At 45.2% G+C, this 19,829-nt stretch carries 16 protein-coding genes; 4 read left to right on the top strand and 12 right to left on the bottom strand.

Going from position 1 to position 19,829, the window contains the following annotated elements; genetic code table 11:
* Positions 1–80: 80 nt before the first annotated feature.
* From lpdA to sdhC, 7 genes are all read right to left on the bottom strand, one after another.
* Complete coding sequence (gene lpdA, locus ABXS85_RS04995) at positions 81–1,520, bottom strand: dihydrolipoyl dehydrogenase (protein ID WP_353668936.1); 1,440 nt, start codon at positions 1,518–1,520, stop codon at positions 81–83.
* Positions 1,521–1,628: 108 nt separating this feature from the next.
* Entirely contained in the window at positions 1,629–3,140 is a 1,512-nt protein-coding gene (gene odhB / locus ABXS85_RS05000) for a 2-oxoglutarate dehydrogenase complex dihydrolipoyllysine-residue succinyltransferase (protein ID WP_353668937.1), read from the bottom strand.
* A 31-nt stretch (positions 3,141–3,171) separates the two neighbouring features.
* Complete coding sequence (locus ABXS85_RS05005; protein WP_353668938.1) at positions 3,172–6,009, bottom strand: 2-oxoglutarate dehydrogenase E1 component; 2,838 nt, start codon at positions 6,007–6,009, stop codon at positions 3,172–3,174.
* Positions 6,010–6,381: 372 nt separating this feature from the next.
* Positions 6,382–7,086, bottom strand: coding sequence for a succinate dehydrogenase iron-sulfur subunit (locus ABXS85_RS05010; protein WP_353668939.1), 705 nt, complete (start codon positions 7,084–7,086; stop codon positions 6,382–6,384).
* Positions 7,087–7,098: 12 nt separating this feature from the next.
* Complete coding sequence (gene sdhA, locus ABXS85_RS05015; protein ID WP_353668940.1) at positions 7,099–8,871, bottom strand: succinate dehydrogenase flavoprotein subunit; 1,773 nt, start codon at positions 8,869–8,871, stop codon at positions 7,099–7,101.
* Positions 8,872–8,874: 3 nt separating this feature from the next.
* Positions 8,875–9,222: a succinate dehydrogenase, hydrophobic membrane anchor protein gene (gene sdhD / locus ABXS85_RS05020; RefSeq protein ID WP_353668941.1), complete on the bottom strand. Its 348-nt coding sequence runs from the start codon at positions 9,220–9,222 to the stop codon at positions 8,875–8,877.
* Positions 9,216–9,593 (bottom strand): succinate dehydrogenase, cytochrome b556 subunit, encoded by a 378-nt coding sequence (gene sdhC, locus ABXS85_RS05025; RefSeq protein WP_353668942.1) that lies wholly within the window; start codon positions 9,591–9,593, stop codon positions 9,216–9,218. The genes sdhD and sdhC overlap by 7 nt, the downstream gene beginning before the upstream one ends.
* 564 nt (positions 9,594–10,157) lie before the next feature.
* Here sdhC and gltA point away from each other — a divergent pair.
* On the top strand, positions 10,158–11,444 hold the full coding sequence (gltA, locus tag ABXS85_RS05030; protein WP_353668943.1) for a citrate synthase: 1,287 nt from the start codon (positions 10,158–10,160) through the stop codon (positions 11,442–11,444).
* Positions 11,445–11,512: 68 nt separating this feature from the next.
* Here the strand turns inward: gltA and ABXS85_RS05035 are convergent, their stop codons facing one another.
* Together ABXS85_RS05035 and ABXS85_RS05040 are read right to left on the bottom strand one after the other, a co-directional pair.
* Complete coding sequence (locus ABXS85_RS05035; protein ID WP_353668944.1) at positions 11,513–11,743, bottom strand: hypothetical protein; 231 nt, start codon at positions 11,741–11,743, stop codon at positions 11,513–11,515.
* Positions 11,743–12,828, bottom strand: coding sequence for a DUF2066 domain-containing protein (locus ABXS85_RS05040; protein WP_353668945.1), 1,086 nt, complete (start codon positions 12,826–12,828; stop codon positions 11,743–11,745). Before ABXS85_RS05040 ends, ABXS85_RS05035 begins: the two co-directional genes overlap by 1 nt.
* A 118-nt stretch (positions 12,829–12,946) precedes the next feature.
* Between ABXS85_RS05040 and purM the strand changes: the two genes are divergently transcribed.
* The 3 genes from purM to ABXS85_RS05055 are packed head-to-tail and all read left to right on the top strand — an operon-like array spanning position 12,947 to position 15,414.
* Positions 12,947–14,005: a phosphoribosylformylglycinamidine cyclo-ligase gene (gene purM, locus ABXS85_RS05045; RefSeq protein ID WP_353668946.1), complete on the top strand. Its 1,059-nt coding sequence runs from the start codon at positions 12,947–12,949 to the stop codon at positions 14,003–14,005.
* The gene (purN, locus tag ABXS85_RS05050; RefSeq protein WP_353668947.1) at positions 14,002–14,655 is read left to right on the top strand and encodes a phosphoribosylglycinamide formyltransferase; all 654 of its coding nucleotides are present in this window, start codon (positions 14,002–14,004) and stop codon (positions 14,653–14,655) included. The genes purM and purN overlap by 4 nt, the downstream gene beginning before the upstream one ends.
* 12 nt (positions 14,656–14,667) lie before the next feature.
* Positions 14,668–15,414, top strand: coding sequence for a DUF3108 domain-containing protein (locus tag ABXS85_RS05055; protein ID WP_353668948.1), 747 nt, complete (start codon positions 14,668–14,670; stop codon positions 15,412–15,414).
* Here the strand turns inward: ABXS85_RS05055 and mobA are convergent.
* Genes mobA through ABXS85_RS05070 form a run of 3 tightly spaced genes read right to left on the bottom strand, consistent with a single transcriptional unit; the run spans position 15,397 to position 19,661 of the window.
* Positions 15,397–15,981 (bottom strand): molybdenum cofactor guanylyltransferase, encoded by a 585-nt coding sequence (gene mobA, locus ABXS85_RS05060; protein WP_353668949.1) that lies wholly within the window; start codon positions 15,979–15,981, stop codon positions 15,397–15,399. The two genes, ABXS85_RS05055 and mobA, sit on opposite strands and share 18 nt — an antisense overlap.
* A gap of 3 nt (positions 15,982–15,984) precedes the next feature.
* Positions 15,985–16,983 carry a glycosyl transferase family protein gene (locus ABXS85_RS05065; protein WP_353668950.1) on the bottom strand — a complete coding sequence of 333 codons (999 nt, stop codon included), beginning with the start codon at positions 16,981–16,983 and terminating at the stop codon, positions 15,985–15,987.
* Positions 16,980–19,661 (bottom strand): nitrate reductase, encoded by a 2,682-nt coding sequence (locus ABXS85_RS05070; RefSeq protein WP_353668951.1) that lies wholly within the window; start codon positions 19,659–19,661, stop codon positions 16,980–16,982. Before ABXS85_RS05070 ends, ABXS85_RS05065 begins: the two co-directional genes overlap by 4 nt.
* Positions 19,662–19,829: the final 168 nt, after the last annotated feature.

Genomic DNA, 19,829 nt, shown 5'->3' on the forward strand with positions numbered 1-19,829 from the left:
CGCTCATCTGAATGATTGACATAAGTTCTGTCGATTAAGACAGAAATTGCCGACTTAGGAGCCGGCAAATCTAATTTTTATTAACGCTTTTTACGGTTCGCAACGTGAATTGCGTGACCATCCACAGCCAAGGCTGCTTCATGAACTGCTTCACTTACTGTTGGGTGAGCGAATACAGTCAAAGCAATGTCTTCTGCTGTTGAGCCGAATTCCATTGCTATTACTGCTTGCGCAATCAAGTCAGCCGCATGACCACCAATAATATGGCAACCTAAGATACGGTCTGTTTCTTCACAAGCAATGATCTTAACAAAACCATCTGTGTCGTTTGCCGCCATAGCACGACCAGAGGCTGCAAATGGGAATTTACCCACCTTGTATTTAACGCCTTCTGCTTTAAGCTCTTGTTCACTCTTACCTACCCAAGCCAATTCTGGGTGAGTGTAGATGACAGAAGGAATGCAGTCGTAGTTCATTTGCGCTTTGTGACCCGCAATGATATCCGCTACCATGACACCTTCCTCAGAGGCTTTGTGTGCCAACATCGGGCCACGAACGATATCACCAATCGCGAACACACCAGGTACAGAAGTTCGGCACTGCTCGTCAACAAACACAAAACCGCGCTCATCAAGATTGACACCTGAATCCGCCGCCAAACAACCGTCAGTGAAAGGCTTACGGCCAACCGCAACAATTAACTTATCGAAGGTTTGCTTCTGCTCTTCACCTTTTGCATCAAGGTAAGTCACTTCCACTTCTTCACCATTAATTTGGCTACCAGTCACGCGCGCGCCAGTACGGATATCCAATTTCTGCTTCTTGAAGATTTTCGCCGCTTCTTTAGACAAGTCTTGATCACATAGGCTTAGGAAAGCATCTTGCGCTTCAAGCACAACCACTTCAGAACCCAAACGCGCCCATACTGAACCCAACTCAAGACCGATAACACCGGCACCGATAACACCCAAGCGCTTAGGTACTTCACGGAACTCAAGTGCACCTTCGTTATCAACAATGATGTCACCAGTACGTGGTGCTGGCGGAATGTTCACAGGCACAGAACCTGTTGCCAGAATAACGTTCTCTGCTTCGAAGACAGTAACAGTACCGTCGTGAGCAGTGAACTCAACTTTTTTGTTCGCTAGCAGCTTACCGAAACCTTCAAAGCTCGTCACACCGTTTGCTTTGAACAAACCTGTGATACCACTCGTTAGTTGGTCAACGATTTTGTCTTTGCGATCCACCATGGCATTAACGTCCATGGATACATCACCAACACTAATACCGTGTACACCGTATGTGTCTTTCGCATCATGGTATTTTTGTGAAGAATCCAACAAAGCTTTAGAAGGAATACAGCCAACGTTCAAACAAGTTCCACCTAAACGTGGCTTGTTGTCTTTGTCTAACCATTTTTCGATACAAGCTGTCTTCAGACCAAGCTGAGCAGCACGGATTGCAGCCACATAACCACCAGGGCCGCCACCAATTACAACAACATCAAATTTATCAGACATAAGAGATCCCATTTTTCAGTCAAGCTAAGCGGCAGTAACCCAAACCATCGCCGCTCAGCATTCAGTTCATACCACTAGATGCGTATGAATCCTTAGATTTCAAGTACCTTAGATTTCAAGCAATAGACGCGCTGGATCTTCTAGTAACTCTTTGATAGTTACTAAGAACTGAACCGCTTCTTTGCCGTCGATCATACGATGGTCATAAGACAAAGCCAGATACATCATTGGCTGAATCACGACTTGACCATTTACCGCCATTGGACGTTCTTGGATTTTATGCATACCCAAGATAGCGGTTTGTGGTGGGTTAATGATTGGTGTAGACATCAAAGAACCGAAAGTACCACCGTTGGTGATGGTGAAAGTACCGCCTTGCATGTCGTCCATACCCAATTTGCCTTCGCGACCGCGAATAGCAAAATCCATAATAGAAGATTCGATATCAGCAAGCCCCATAGCTTCAGTATTACGCAATACAGGTACCATCAAACCACGGTCGGTAGAGACTGCTACACCAATATCTTGGTAACCATGATAGACCATGTCGTTACCATCAATAGAAGCATTTACTGCTGGGAAGCGTTTCAATGCTTCTGTTGCCGCCTTCACGAAGAAAGACATGAAGCCCAGTTTGGTACCGTTATGCACCTTCATGAATTCGTCTTTGTACTTCTTACGAATTTCCATCACAGGGCCCATGTTAACTTCATTGTAAGTCGTTAACATTGCCGCTGTTTGCTGCGCTTCAACCAAACGCTTAGCGATGGTGGCACGTAGACGTGTCATAGGTACGCGTTTTTCAACACGACCATCCGCACCCAGTGCTGGCATAGCTGCAGCGGGTGCCGCTTTCGCTGCAGGTGCTGCTGCAGGCTTAGCTTTCACTGCCGCTTCAACATCTTCTTTAGTAATACGGCCACCTTTACCTGTCCCTTTCACTTGAGCTGGTGTCAAACCTGCTTCTGCTAAGGCTTTACGCGCTGCAGGGCCAGCTACTGCGTCTTCATCGCCAGCTTCAACTGCGGCAGCAGGCGCTGCTGCTTGCGCTGCAGGTGCAGCCGCTTCACCAGAAGCACCCACAAGGAAAGTGGCTAGTACTTCATCACTTAATACGGTATCACCTTCGTTTTTGGCAATATCACCAATCACACCATCGGCAGGCGCAACCACTTCAAGAACCACTTTATCGGTTTCGATATCAACAATGTGCTCATCACGAGAACAAGCTTCACCTGGTTGTTTGTGCCATGCCGCAACCGTACCATCCGCTACCGACTCAGGGAAAGTTGGTGCTTTAATTTGTACCGTTTCTTTTGCAGAAGAAGACGCTGCAGGAGCCGCTGTTTGTTCCGCTGCTGCTGGAGCAGATGCCGCCGCACCACCCTCTTCAAATTTTGCTAGGACTTCATCGCTTAGTACGACGTCGCCCTCGTTTTTAATAATTTCTGAGATCACACCATCCGCTGGTGCAACCACTTCAAGAACCACTTTATCGGTTTCGATATCAACGATGTGCTCATCACGAGAACAAGCTTCGCCTGGCTGTTTGTGCCAAGTAGCCACGGTTCCGTCGGCTACGGATTCTGGAAAAGTAGGTGCTTTAATTTCAATACTCATTTTATACCCTTATCTCTGACAGGCTATGGTACTAACCAACTAGTGCGTCGTTGACCAGTGCTTCTTGCTCTTCAACATGGACTGACATGTAACCCGCTGCTGGTGCAGCTGACGAAATACGACCCGCAAAGCGAATCTTCAATTCTGGGTACAGTTTTTCCAATACTCGATTCATACGGTGGCGGTTGGAATGCCAAGCGCCTTGGTTTTTCGGCTCTTCTTGACACCAAACCAAACTCTCAACATTTTTGTAAGGCTCCAATACCACTTCAAGATCAGCGTATGGGAACGGATACAATTGCTCCAAACGAACTACAGCAACGTCTTCTTTTTGTAACGCTTCACGACGATTAATCAAATCGTAATAAACTTTACCGCTACACAATACAACGCGTTTTACTTTATCAGCCGCAATGGTTTCAGACGCTTCTGGTAAGACCGTTTTGAAACTGCCTTCGGCTAATTCTTCCAATGTCGAGATAGCTTGTTTATGACGCAACAAACTTTTCGGCGACATAATGATCAAAGGACGACGCATTGGGCGAATAGCCTGACGACGCAAGATATGGAAAATTTGCGCAGGGGTAGTCGGTACACATACCTGAATATTGTACTCTGCACACAACTGCATGAAACGTTCTAGTCGAGCAGAAGAATGCTCAGGCCCTTGACCTTCATAACCATGCGGCAACAACATAGTCAAACCACACAGACGTCCCCACTTATGCTCACCACTGGTAATGAACTGGTCAATTACCACTTGCGCACCGTTAGCGAAGTCACCAAATTGCGCTTCCCAGATCACCAAACCTTGTGGTGACGTGCTGGCATAACCATATTCAAACGCGAGTACTGCTTCCTCAGAAAGATAGGAATCATACAAATCCAAGGTTGGCTGATCATCAGACAAATGTTTCAGTGGAATGTAAGTGCTGCCATCTTTTTGGCTATGCACAACAGCATGACGATGAGAGAAAGTGCCGCGACCAGAATCTTGACCGGTAATGCGAATCGGGTAGCCTTGCTCAAGCAAGGTTGCGAAAGCAAGTGTTTCCGCATAACCCCAGTTAAGGGATAAAGCACCAGCGGTCATTTTATCACGATCTTGATAGATCTTTTGTACCTGACGTTGGACCACGATACCATCTGGAATATGCGTCAATTTTTTAGCAACGTCTTGTAGTTCTGCTAATGGGTAACCGGTATCGCCTTCGGCTGTCCATTCAACACCTAAGTAAGGCGTCCAATCAACAAACAATTTCGTTTGTGACTCCAGTACCAAACTTTTCGCAACGTGTCTTCCGTTGTCCAGATCTTCACGGTTTTCATTTACCATTTGATCGGCTTCGTCCTTACTGATCACACTTTCGTTGATTAGGCGATCGGCGTAAAGGTTACGCGTGGTTTTCAACTTACTGATGATGTTGTACATCAAAGGTTGAGTACCAGAAGGCTCATCTGTTTCGTTGTGACCACGACGACGGTAACATACCATGTCGATCACCACATCACGACCAAACTCGTAACGGTAATCCAAAGCTAATTGCGTTACGAACAACACGGCTTCTGGATCATCACCATTCACATGGAAGATAGGTGCTTGAATCATTTTCGCAACGTCTGTCGCATATTCAGTAGAGCGCGCATCTTCTTGACGGTTCGTCGTAAAACCAACTTGGTTATTGACCACAATATGAACCGTACCACCCGTTCGGTAAGCACGAGTTTGTGACATTTGGAAGGTTTCCATTACCACACCTTGACCAGCAAAGGCTGCGTCACCGTGAATGGAAATTGGCACTACGGTTTTACCTGTGCTGTCTTTACGTCTGTCTTGACGAGCTCGAACAGAACCTTCAACCACAGGCGAAACGATTTCCAAGTGCGATGGATTGAAAGACAGAGCGATGTGAACTTCGCCACCTGCCGTCATCACATTGGAAGAGAAACCTTGGTGGTATTTCACATCACCAGAGGTATTAACAAGCTTCTTACCTTCAAATTCGTCGAATAGATCTTTCGGATTTTTACCTAGGGTATTCACCAAAACGTTTAAACGACCACGGTGCGCCATACCAATTACAACTTCTTTGGCACCAAGAGCACCAGAACGTTGAATCAGTTCGTTCACCATAGGGATCAAACTTTCGCCACCTTCCAAACCAAAACGCTTAGCGCCTGGGTAGCGACTGGCAAGGTATTTTTCCAAACCTTCGGCTGCGGTTAGACGTTCTAGTAGGCTTTCGCGAGTTTCTTTTGAGTATTCAGGGCGGGATCGAACGGATTCTACTCTCTGTTGCAACCAAGCTTTTTCTTGCGTATCAACAATGTGCATAAACTCATAGCCGATACTTCCACAGTAAGTTTTTTCCAATTCTGATACGATTTCACTTAACTTCATACTGTCTTTGTTAAAGAACAAAGAATTGACGTTAAATGACGTGTCCAAATCGGCGCCGGTTAATTGGTGGTAACCAATATCCAAGTCCGCCACTCTTTCACGCTTTTGTAATCCAAGAGGATCCAATGTGGCATGTTGATGACCACGAACGCGGTACGCATTAATCAACTGCAAAACACCGATTTGTTTCTGCTCATGATCAGAGCTGACGGCAGCACCAGCACTGGCAGGCATCGCTCTGAATTTGTTTTTACTTATTTGCAGAAATTGTTCTTGAATCACTGAATGAGGAAGATCTGTTGACTGGGCTTCGCTAACGCGAGGCAATTGGTCAAAACATTTCCGCCATTCTTCCGAAACTGAATTCGGATCGACGAGGTAGCTTTCAAACAACCCTTCTACATATTCCAAGTTTCCACCTGAAAAATGAGAGGTGCTCCACAGCAACTCCATTAAACTTTCGTGCATTCTCGATCACCCTTATGTTCGAGCCAGCTACCGGGGTCCCGGTTCAATCTAACGATTGATCTTTTTATCAGGCCCGTAAGACTTATTACAGTCTCGATTTTTTGTTTACTTCCAGCTACTTTCGCCCTATTACGTTCAATACTAAGCCACTAAAAGCATGTCACTCAATTGATGAAACACTTTGAATCCATAATCACTGAGTTAGCGACTTTTCTTAGCACATCCTTGCTCGTAAAGGTCGAATTTTAAATTCTTTTCATCTTATTCTCCAGCGGAGAATATGCAAAAATGGCGGCATTGAATCAGGATTCAAGCCGCCGATATCGGCAGTTAATTGTAGATCAACTTGATACTAACTGCATCTTCCATCGATCAGGTTGCTCTTTGTAGCAACATAGAACGGATATTACCAATTGCCTTCGTTGGGTTTAACCCTTTAGGACACACGTTCACACAGTTCATAATACCGTGGCAACGAAACACACTAAACGGATCATCCAACTCACTCAAACGCTCTTGCGTTGCATTGTCACGGCTGTCCGCCAAGAAACGGTAAGCTTGTAACAAACCAGAAGGCCCAACAAACTTATCTGGGTTCCACCAGAAAGATGGACAGGCGGTTGAACAACATGCACACAAGATACACTCATATAGACCATCAAGCTTTTCACGCTCTTCAGGACTTTGCAGACGCTCGATTGCTGGCGCTGGCGTATCGTTCATCAAATATGGACGAATCTTTTCATACTGCTTGTAGAACTGCCCCATATCAACAACCAAGTCACGCACTACTGGCAACCCAGGCAGTGGACGTAACACCAGCTTGTTGCCTTTAGCGGCAGTAGAAACCGTTGTAATACAAGCCAATCCGTTCTTACCAGACATATTCATACCATCTGAACCACACACACCTTCACGGCATGAGCGGCGGTAAGAAATGGTCGGATCTTGCGCTTTCAACAAGTTCAGAACGTCTAGCACCATCAGGTCTTTACCTTCTGGTAACTCAACTTCGTAGTCCTGCATGTAAGGAGCATCGTCCTTCTCAGGATTATAGCGATAAATACTAACTAACATTCACATAACTCCTTAGTAAGAACGTGCTTTAGGTGGGAAAGCTTCCATTGTTTTAGGCGCGAAGTTAACGTCACGCTTAGTCACTTTCTTATCCGCTGGGTGATACAGAGAGTGTTTCAACCAGTTCTCATCATCACGCTCAGTGAAGTCGTTACGGGCGTGAGCACCACGACTCTCTTTACGGAATTCAGCAGGAACGGCTGTTGCCTCTGCCACTTCAAGCAAGTTTTCAAGCTCAAGAGCTTCAATACGAGCAGTATTGAAGGCTTCACTCTTATCAGCAAGGTGAAGATTTTCAATACGCTTACGAATTTCCGCTAGCTGCTCTAGGCCTTTCTGCATAGAGTCGCCTTCACGGAATACACCGAAATACAATTGCATCACACGTTGCAGGTCAGCACGCACTTCCGCAACACTTTCACCACCTGTTGAAGCGTTCAAACGATTCAAGCGTTCCATGGCTTTTTCAATGTCTGTGTCTGTTGCGTCTAGGGAGTCAAAACCTTCATCCAGAGATTTCTTCACCTGCAAACCAACCGCACGACCGAATACAACCAAGTCAAGCAAAGAGTTACCACCTAGGCGGTTAGCACCGTGTACCGATACGCAAGCGGCTTCACCACAAGCATAAAGACCATCGATTACGACATCTTCACCTGCTTCATTTTGCATTAAAGCCTGACCACCAACGTTGGTTGGGATACCGCCCATCATGTAGTGACAGGTTGGAATCACTGGAATTGGCTCTTTCACTGGGTCAACGTGAGCGAAAGTACGAGACAATTCTAGGATACCTGGCAGACGCTTATTCAATGTCTCTTCACCTAGGTGATCCAGTTTTAGCAATACATGATCACCATCCGGGCCACAACCACGGCCTTCAAGAATCTCTAAGATCATAGAACGTGCAACCACATCACGACCAGCAAGGTCTTTCGCGTTTGGCGCATAACGCTCCATAAAGCGCTCGCCATCTTTATTGATCAGGTAACCACCTTCACCACGACAACCTTCCGTTACAAGCGTACCCGCACCGTAGATACCGGTTGGGTGGAACTGCCACATTTCCATATCTTGCATTGGGAAACCAGCACGCAACGCCATACCGATACCATCACCCGTATTGATGTGGGCATTCGTAGTAGACTGGTAAATACGACCAGCACCACCAGTGGCGATAACCGTTGCTTTGGCTTTCAGGTAAACCGTCTCACCCGTTTCGATACAGATAGCGATCACACCAACAACAGCACCGTCGTTATTTTTCACAAGGTCAGTTGCGTACCACTCATTAAAGAAAGTTGTGCCACCTTTCAGGTTAGCTTGATAAAGCGTATGCAAAAGTGCGTGACCAGTACGGTCTGCTGCCGCACAAGTACGCGCTGCCTGACCACCTTTACCGAAATCTTTCGACTGACCACCGAAAGGACGCTGATAAATACGACCTTGTTCAGTACGAGAGAAAGGCAACCCCATGTGCTCAAGCTCAAAAACCGCTTGAGGGCCGACAGAACACATGTATTCGATAGCGTCTTGGTCACCAATGTAGTCCGACCCTTTTACCGTGTCGTACATGTGCCAGCGCCAATCATCGTTTGGGTCATCACTTGCGATTGCACAGGTAATACCACCCTGCGCTGATACTGTGTGAGAACGCGTTGGGAAGACTTTTGTGATACATGCGGTATCCAAACCTGTCTCAGTTAACTGAAGAGCAGCACGCATACCAGCACCGCCACCACCGATTACAATGGCATCAAATGAAATCGTACGAATATTCGCCATTACTTATAGCCCCCAAAGAACCTGAATGCCCCACACGATGTAAACAAACATAGCTAAACCGCATAGAGATTGAAAAATGAAACGAGCACCTGTTGCTTTAATATAGTCAGTCGAAACAGACCACAATCCGATCCAAGAATGGATACCGATAGACAACAAGACCAACAAACTAAAAATGCGCATCCAAGTAGTTTCGTAAAGCGCACTCCACTGTTCATAAGTTAAGTCTGGGTTGGCCACCAGATAACCAATAATGAACAATGTATAAATAGATAGGACAAGTGCAGAGACTCGCTGCATCATCCAATCGTATAGACCGGAACGGCCAAAGCTTGTGATTTGCGTTACCATATCCACACTCCTGCTAATACGATAAAGACAGCGGCGATAATCAAATTAGCCATTGCCGCACTGCGACCGCTGTCCAACTCTTCGAAATACCCCATGTCCATAAACAAGTGTTTCACCCCTGCCACTAGGTGATACAACAATGCTGAAACCACACTCCACACAATAAACTTGGCAAGGAAACTGGTTTGCATGGTATTAACAACTTGATCAAAACCCTGTTGTGAATCCAAGGACAAATCAAAAGCGTAAAAAAGGAATACCAAGCCCACAAAGAGAATGATTCCCGTTACACGATGAAGAATGGATACAATGGCGGTTACTGGCTGGGATATTGTTAAAATATCTAGATTGACTGGTCTTTTTTTGCTCACGATTTATACACCATCTTTTTGATTGAATGGTCAATCACGACCCTATGCCTATGTCTACGCTTGTATTAAGCAAATCGATCACTAGCCACATAGGACTGAATTTGAAAACCCCATCGATTTACAAATGCTTTACTAAAAGCGACTCTCTTTTAATAACCACAAACAAATCAATGGAATTATCTGGGGCGCAATTATAGACCAGCAAAAAATGCTAAGACAAATAGACAAGACAAGGTGTTTTCAATGATCACCATTCATCAAATGAATGTAGCCATAAACCGAAACAATAATGGTATAAAATTACATAAATGTTGCCATAAAAAACACTTGTTTTATCTTTTATAAACATAACGTTACAAAATACTTGTATGGCATTTAATCAAGTCTAACCCTAGTATTTCGTCAGTTTATTACAAAAAACAGACTGTCCTAGTCAACAAAGTGTCAGTAGTCAAGATTGACTTTTATGGTCTATAAACAGTATTTTTTCTCGCACCTTCTGGGCCTGGATAATCAAATATAATGAATTCTTAGCCCCGGACCAGAATATGAAGGAGACCACAAATGGCTGATAAAAAAGCGCTACTTAAAGTGGACGGGATCGATAAATCCATCGAACTGCCAGTCCTTTCAGGTACTCTCGGCACCGACGTTGTAGACGTTCGTAGCCTTGGTGCCAACGGTGTTTTCACCTATGACCCAGGCTTTATGTCTACCGGCTCTTGCGAATCTGCGATCACCTACATTGACGGTGAAGCTGGCATTCTTCTGCATCGCGGCTACCCTATTGCGCAACTTGCAGAACATTCAGATTACTTAGAAACCTGTTACTTGCTGCTTTATGGAGAATTACCAACTAAAGAGCAAAAAGAAACATTTGAACAAACGGTTGGTAAGCACACCATGGTAAACCAATCCATGCATAAGTTCATTGAGGGCTTCCGTAATGATGCTCACCCAATGGCAATTATGTGTGGACTAGTGGGTGCCCTATCCGCTTTCTACCAAGATCATATGGACATCAACAATCCAGAACATCGTGAAATTGCAGCGTTCCGTTTGATATCCAAAATGCCGACATTGGCTGCGATCTGCTACAAATACTCAAAAGATCAGCCAGTCATGTACCCTCGTAACGACTTGTCTTATGCGGAAAACTTTTTGTACATGATGTTCGCCACGCCCTGTGAAGAATACAAGGTCAATCCTGTATTTGCGAAAGCTATGGATCGCATCTTTGTTTTGCACGCCGATCACGAACAAAATGCGTCGACTTCCACAGTACGTTTAGCAGGCTCTTCTGGTGCTAACCCATTTGCTTGTATCGCAGCAGGTATCGCTACGCTATGGGGCCCTGCCCACGGTGGTGCTAACGAAGCGGTATTAACCATGTTGGAAGAAATCGGTGACGTTGAAAACATCGATGAGTTCATTGCCAAAGCCAAAGACAAGAATGATCCATTCCGTCTAATGGGCTTCGGTCACCGTGTATACAAAAACTTTGATCCACGTGCCAAAGTTATGCGCGAAACTTGTGACCAAGTATTGGCAGAGCTTGGTCAATCGGATGATCCGCTATTGAAGATCGCTAAACGCCTTGAGCAAATCGCCCTGGAAGACCCTTACTTCGTTGAGCGCAAGCTTTACCCGAACGTAGACTTCTACTCTGGCATCATTATGAAAGCCATTGGCATTCCAACTAGCATGTTTACTGTGATTTTCGCCATGTCTCGTACTATTGGTTGGATTTCACACTGGAACGAAATGATCTCTGGACCATACAAAATTGGCCGTCCACGTCAATTGTATGTAGGTCACACACAACGAGATTATACAGCAGACAAGAAATAGCCCTGTCTGCTCATAAAAAAACGCGCCAAGTCGGCGCGTTTTTTTATGATGAAATGTGAATTATCGGTTTATTCTTCGTCTTCTTCGACGATTTCCGTTACGGTTTTATCACCGCATTTTGCGCACTTACCCTCAATCCAAATTCGACCTTGTGCCTCAAACTCTTCCGGTTCAATCATACCAAGATCCATTGCTTGACAGCGATTGCACCAAGTTTGAGTCAAAAAGTCTTGCTGCTCCTCTGCAGAACGTGCATAAAAATCACGAGCAACCACTTGCTCTGCAGGAATATCCGCCATTAATTCACTCCACTATATAAATAAGAAACCACTCGGTTAGCATCAGGATCAAGCGCATTAAGCGGCGTTTCCACTAACAAACTGCTCAAGGAAATAGAGTTGAACAATTTCTGTTTATCACCATCTACCGCAATTCGGTATTCCACTTGTTCCTCTTTCACTTGCACTAAGGTGACTTCTCGAACCACACCAATACTTTCTAAATATGCCTGAACCTTGGCCATAGAAGCATAATTGTTGACCCCACCAATCTGCATGGTCAGCACGCTTGCCGAACCCGCATTACGAACAGATGCATATCGTGAGGCAAATACATAAGCCAATTTGGCACTGGCTTGATCCAATAAGGCTTCCAAGGTATCCCCAGTAAGCGTAAATCGCTCCGTTTCACCTGCCTTTTGCATCACCAACAAGCTACCACCTATGTGTCCAGCATAGCTACTGACACGCAAAGCCGCCACAGCATCCGTCTGATATCGCTTACTTGCATCGGCAATACTGTCTTCAAAGAAGCCCCAAACATCTGCCGCTGTGATACTTTGTAGATCTGTTGCATCAATTAAAGGAGCATAAATGGGCACACCAACTCGACTGCTGGCTAGGGCAAAATCATTTAATATCTGGGAAGGAGCATTGGAGCCAGACAGACGACGAATACCATTATTCTCACTGGCCAACCACACCAACACAGAAGGACGATTGTTACCCCAAACAGGCAAAGCATTTTGGGATAAAAAGCTATCAATGGACTCTTGATAAAAGGTCACTCGAATTTGCTTACCCGGCACCAAACCACCATCACTAGGCAGTAACTCATTCAAAGAAGCAACCGAATGCTGCGCCACCCAACTGGACGCTTGTTGCTGCGCCTGAAGTAACAAATCGCCTGAAATAGCTTCTTTATTACCAGACACTTTTATCAACACCTGCTCTGCAGCCAGAGCAAAGGCTTTATTCAACATTTGCGCTTCCGATTGTGTCACAGGCAAGTTTATCTCTGCACTGTATAAACCTTTTACATTGACCGCTTGCGCAGACGACACAAACCAAAAACTGATAAGTAGAAAAAATATACGAAAATTCATAGCCCTTCCTTCGTTTATTTTGTCTATTCTACTGTCTTAATAGCAAAGAACCATAGCCCTAATGCGTCACTATGCTAAAATGCCCTTTTTTTCCTCGTACCATGATAAGGCATAGGCAATGACCAAGTCGGATAAACCATCGATTAGTTATAAAGACGCAGGCGTCGACATCAACGCAGGCAACCAACTTGTTGAGCGCATTAAAGGCGTTAGTAAAAAAACTCACCGCCCAGAGGTTATGGGCGGCCTTGGCGGTTTCGGCGCCTTAACCCGTTTGCCAACAAAGTACAAAAAACCTGTATTGGTTTCTGGCACGGATGGTGTAGGTACCAAATTGCGTTTGGCTATGGATTTAAACCAACACGACACCATTGGCATCGACTTGGTTGCCATGTGTGTAAATGATCTCGTCGTTGCGGGTGCCGAACCCTTGTTGTTCCTAGATTACTATGCCACAGGCAAACTGGACGTGGATGTGGCAGCGCATGTTGTGACCGGCATTGGCGAAGGTTGCTTGCAAGCTGGTTGTGCTCTTGTGGGCGGAGAAACGGCAGAAATGCCGGGTATGTACCACGATGGTGACTACGACTTAGCAGGCTTCTGTGTGGGAGTTGCTGAAGAAGACAAGATTATTGATGGCAGTAATGTGAAAGCGGGCGATAAGTTGATCGCACTTGGCTCTTCAGGCCCTCACTCTAATGGTTACTCTTTGATTCGTAAGATACTGGAAGTTAGCCAAGCGGATTTAAACACCGACATCCAGGGCGTGGCTTTAAAAGACGCTTTGATGGCACCAACGCGTATTTATGTAAAATCCATCCTGAAATTAATGGAAAGTGTGCAGGTCAATGCGTTAGCTCACATTACAGGGGGCGGCTTACTTGAAAACATTCCTCGCGTTTTACCAGAAGATGCTGCCGCTAAAATCGACGCCAATAGTTGGACTCGTCCAGCGGTATTTGATTGGCTTCAAGAACAAGGAAATGTCGAGCAAGAAGAGATGTACCGTGTTCTAAACTGTGGCGTTGGCATGGTACTGTCTATTAATGCGGATCAAGCAGATAAAGCGCTGGCCATTCTGCAAGCAGAAGGCGAAGAGGCTTGGATCATTGGTGAAATTTGCCCACGCAATGGTGGCAAAGACGTACTCATTTCTGACCTTGAGTCAAACGCATGAGTTGTCCCATTGTTGTTCTGATTTCAGGCAGTGGTAGCAATTTGCAGGCTTTGATTGATCAAAGTCTGCAAGGCAAATTAGATGTTGAGATCAAAGCCGTCATTAGCAATAAGGCCGATGCTTTTGGTTTGGAGCGAGCAAAAAAAGCAAACATCCCAAACCATGCTTTAAGTCATAAAGAATTTGAATCTCGCGAAGCATTCGATTTAGCGTTACAAGAATTGATCGATCAGTATCAACCTAAATTAGTCGTTTTAGCCGGCTTTATGCGCATTTTAACTGAAACCTTTACGCAACATTATGAAGGTAGAATGCTTAACATTCATCCTTCACTGTTACCTAAATTCAAAGGCTTAAACACACATCAAAGAGCCATTGATGCACAGGAAGCAGAACATGGTGTGTCGGTTCATTTTGTCAGCTCTGAATTAGATGCTGGTGCAGTTATTCTTCAAGCCAGCACGCCAATAGCAGCAACCGACAATGCTGACAGCTTGGCTCAGAAGGTACATGCTCTTGAACATGTCATTTATCCTCTGGCGGTAAAATGGTTTAGCGAAGAGCGACTGATATTACAGCAAGGCAAAGCCCTATTGGATGGTGAGACACTAGAGGAAACCGGTGTTCGTTATCATCAAGGGTTAAATTAGATAGGAGAAAGCATGGGAATTCATAAAATCTCAATTTGGTTAATTGCATTTTTTATGTCTATTCCTATGCTTGCTTTTGCGAATGAAGCGATTACTGATAACAAGATTGCAAATGACAATAACGACCCTTTTTTGCAAGCTTACTCTGCGGTATACAGTACCGTATGGAAAAAAGGCATCAGTCTAAAAGTCGAAGGCAAACAAACACTTTCCAAGCAAACAGGTGACATGTGGAAGTTTATTTTTACTGCTGACAGCCTTATTGCTTCGTTAATGGAATCATCAGAATTCTACGTCCGCGATCATCAAATTATTCCAACCCAATACCATTATAAAACCAAAGTACTGGGCAAAACGCGCAAAGCGACTTTAACCTTTGATTGGAAAAAACGCTTGGTACGTAATGATGTTGAAGAAAAACCTTGGAACCTGACCATCAGCCCAAACACATTGGACAAACTCTCTATTCAGTTACAGATTCGTCAAGACTTAAAACAAGGTAAAAACCAATTTGATTATCTGATTGCTGACGGCGGCTACATCAAAAACTGGCTATTTCAACGAGAAAAAACGGAGACTATCAAGACTAAACTAGGTTATCTATCCGCCATCAAAATGGTACGTACAGACAACCTCAGCAAAGGTAAACAGACTTCTTTCTGGTTTGTCCCCGAATTAGACTACTTGCTCGTCAAATTGGTTCACAAGGAAGACGGCGAATCCTATTCCCTAGATATTGAGTCATTTGAGCGACTTTAAGTCTTCCCAACTGTTGAAATTGGATAGCTCATTATCAAGTCGCCAACAGACTGGCTGACAGCCGAAGTCTTCATAAAATGACAAGACTGAAAGGCCATCTTGGCTGCTGAGGAATACGTCTAAAGCAAACAAACTCGACGCCACCGGCATAATGGCATGTAACGGATGGCTCCCTTGATCATTATGTAAATAATGAATTTGAGTGGGGCTATGTTTTGCTGCTGCTAACAAGGCCTCAAACGCTGCAACAGAGATTAAAGGGGTATCACAAGGAGAAATGATAAGATGCGAAGTTTTCATATCAGACAAGCAAGTGTACAAACCCGCCAAAGGCCCTATGTCTAACATTTGTATGTCATCAGCACATACTTCAAAACCCAATTCCTCATACTCTGCCAAATGACGATTGGCATTAATGACGACACGATCCACTACTTTATCTAACGTATTGGCGACATGTTGTGCCATGGGCTTACCACGAAAAGACAATAACCCCTTGTCTTCACCTGATACTCTTTCACCCTTACCACCCGCTAAAACGACACCTGTTACAGAGGTTATATCCATATTTTAATTCGCTTTTGCTAACCATTGAAAATGACGATTAGACCAAATTTCATCTGCCATTGCCAAGCAAGCTGCGTGTGACTCAATACGATAAACTAACCCCACCACGGCTGCCAATGTCTGACGAACCGCTTGCTGCCCAAATGGATCTGAGCTTTTACCTTGCCAGTGATCCAACATACGCGACACAGCCAAATTGTCCTTACAACGCTTATAACTCGTTTCGGCTTTGCTCCAACGGCTCCAACTGGCTTGTTGGCTTTGCCATTTGCCTAAGGTGACATCGCGCTCAGGATTCACTTCCGCTTCCCCATTACCACCACGAAACACTAACACTGAATTGTCATGTAAAGCTTCGCAGGCTTGCAGATGTAATTCATCATAGCCCCGATGGAATACACCATGAACGCTGTGTGGAGCGGAAAAAGGATTCATCATACGCACCACAGTATTCACAGGGGAACGTAACCCTAATATATGTTTTAAATCCATCATGCGAGCTAATACAGGATGAATAGCTGTCAAACTCATAAAAGCAAAATTGTTTTTTTGCAGAGCAATATCTGCTGCAATAACCGAATCAGACTCCTCAAGCTCGAAAGCTTGTAACACCTGATTGACGTAAATACGCTCTTCGCCAACAAATGCGTGTCCATGCATCAAGACACGTACCCCGGCGTTGGCAAGCGCCAAAGCCGCCAATAAAAACCAAGGTAATTCATTGCGTTTACCAGCATAAGCTGGCCAATCTAGATCAACCTTTTCTTGCAAGCGATCTTGCTGAGCAAGAAAACGACGCGTGGCCCGGGTAAAACCAACCGTTTCCGCCACTGTCTCTTCGCGAATTCGAATCAGCATCCAAAAAGCACCGGCTTGCTCTGGCGCAACCTCTTCATTGAGCAATAAGCTCATTGCCCGTTCCGCTTCTTGTTCTGTTAATGATCGAGCGCCTTTTTTTCCACGCCCTAAAATCTGTACATAGGTTTTGAATTCATCACTCATGCACTTTGCTCCACTTGTATTGGAATAAAAGGTTTTAGTTCAGGAATACAAGAACCACAATTCGTACCACACTTTAACTCTACGCCCAACTCAGTGACGGTAGAAGCTCCTTCTGCCACAGCCTTTTGAATTTGTTTACTGCCCACCTGAAAACACGAACAAACAATTTCACCTTTATCCTCTGCTGTCGCCAAGCTTCCAGCTAAAATCGCCATACGCTCCAGTTCAGACACTTTGGCTGCGGGCGCTAATTTCTCTACCAACCAATCCACAGCAAGTTTCTCTGGTGAAGCCTGTAAGTAGACAACAAACATCAATTCACCATTGGACAAACCGGCTAATCGTTGTTGGTGAGTCAGAGCATTGTCATAGTGCAACCAATCCACCTGTTGTGAGGCCGCCAAGGCATTCGCTAATTGCGCTTGCCAAACTGCCTTATCAAGCATCTCGTCCAAGGCTATCTGATAGTGATATCCAAACTCTGATGGCACTCGACACCAGTAAAGAAAATCCATTTGCGGCAATGGATAACGACTCGCAATCAGACCATAGGCGGCAGGCTGAACCGTCATCAACTTCACGCGAGCTTGTTTGGATTCTGGTTGCCCTGACAATGGATCAACCACTTGTGGTATCAGTTTTGACACCACAGCATTATTGGCAAATTGTTGAGTCCAATGGATGGGAACAAAAATCTGGCCAGGCGCGGTTGTGCGGCTTACTTTCACTCTGACACATACTTCCCCTTGTGCGGATTGCACCTTAATCAAGCCCAGATCTTGCACACCAAGTTGACGAGCATCTTTAGGGTGAATTTCCGCATAAGGTTGATCCGTATGACGCGATAAAGAAGCGGCATCTCCGGTTCTGGTCATGGTATGCCATTGATCCCGTACTCGTCCTGTATTCAGTACAAAAGGCCAATCGGCATTCACTGCTTGCTGAGGCAAGCTTGGTGTAATAGGAACAAATCGGGCACGACCATCCGGAGTATAAAAGTGACCGTCCGTAAACAGACGTTGCGTGCCTTGTGGTTTACCTTTGGGCACTGGCCATTGCACAGGTACTAAAGCATCGTACTCTTGTTTATTCATACGACTAAAGTGACCGATATCAAAATCGCGCTTGCCGCCATTTTCAAATGCCGACAGGGCTGCGTGCTCGACAAAAATTTCATGGACATCCTGATACGAAAACGCCGCACGATAGCCTAAACTTTTGGCGACTTCACACACCGCCCACCAATCATGTTTGGCCTCTCCTGGCGCAGGTAATAATCCACGCTGTCTAGAAATACGTCGCTCAGAATTGGTCACAGTACCATTTTTTTCACTCCAGCCTGTGGCGGGCAACAAAACATCAGCCATCGCCGTAGTATCAGTATGCGCTTTGCAGTCGCTAACGATGACCAACTCACACTTTTCTAAGGCACGCCGCACCTGCGCGGTATCTGGCAAACTCACCATAGGATTGGTCGACATGATCCACACCACTTTGACCTTTCCAGCCTCCATAGCTTGAAATAAATCCACCGCTTTTAGTCCATTTTCGGTTGCCATATTAGGCGCCTGCCAAAATCGCTCAACAAGTTCAATGGCACCCGGTGTAGCAAAATCCATATGTGCAGCCAATTGATTGGCCAAACCACCAACCTCTCGTCCTCCCATGGCATTAGGCTGACCAGTAATGGAAAACGGCCCCGCCCCTTCTTTACCAATTCGACCTGTCGCCAGATGACAATTAATAATAGCGTTGCATTTATCCACACCGGAGGAAGATTGGTTGATTCCTTGAGAATAGAAGGTGACACTTTTGTCATTGTCCTTCCACCAACTGGCCAAGGTCACTAATTCTTCCGCGTTGATAGCGCAAAAATCGGCCGTAGCTAATAAGTTAGGAGTGGCTTTTTGAGCCTGCTGTAAGGTTTCATGAAAACCTGAGGTATGCTGATCAATAAAACCTGAATCAAGCAAGCCTTCTTGTTCGGAAAAGCTTAATAGATAAGAAAAAATTGCCGCATCCGAACCGGGTTTAATAGCAAGATGTAAATCGGCAATGTCACAAGTTGCAGTTCTTCTAGGGTCAATCACCACCACTTTCATGTGCGGACGAGCTTGCTTGGCAGCAGCAATGCGCTGGTACAAAATAGGATGTGTCCATGCTGCGTTAGATCCCACCATGATCAATAAATCGCAACTTTCTAAATCCTCGTAATTACAAGGCACAGTATCTGAACCTAAAGAGCGTTTGTACGCCACCACGGCTGAGGCCATGCATAAACGAGAATTGGTGTCCACATTTGCAGTGCCAATAAAGCCTTTCGCAAGCTTATTGGCAACATAATAATCTTCCGTCAAAATTTGACCAGACAAATAAAACGCAAACGCATCTGGGCCATGTTCAGCGACGACCTGCTGAATCTTATTACTAATGGTGTCTATGGCCTCTTGCCATGGAACATCTTTGCCAAATACCTTGGGGTTGAGCAATCTGTCTTCACTGCCCAGGGTTTGTGCCAAACTACTGCCTTTCACGCAAAGATGACCAAAGTTCGCAGGGTGATCTTGATCCCCTGATACTGGTGGAAAAGCATCTGACTGGTTTGCAGGCAGAGTCAGGTTCACACCACAGCCTACGCCGCAATATGGACAAGTTGTTTTCTGGGTGCGCTCTGCCATAACCTTTCCTTTCGTTTTCATGAGGCAAATTTTTCAACAAAAAAAGCCCAACCACTGTATTCAGCGGTTGGGCTTCGTTGCCTTTTGTAATATCTGATTGCTTTGTAAGTAAACCAGCGTTGGTTCAAGGTGCATCAGTTGGTTTTATTAGTAGCAAATAACAGGCCA

This window comes from Marinomonas sp. THO17 (assembly GCF_040436405.1).
In the GTDB taxonomy this organism is placed as follows: Bacteria; Pseudomonadota; Gammaproteobacteria; order Pseudomonadales; family Marinomonadaceae; genus Marinomonas.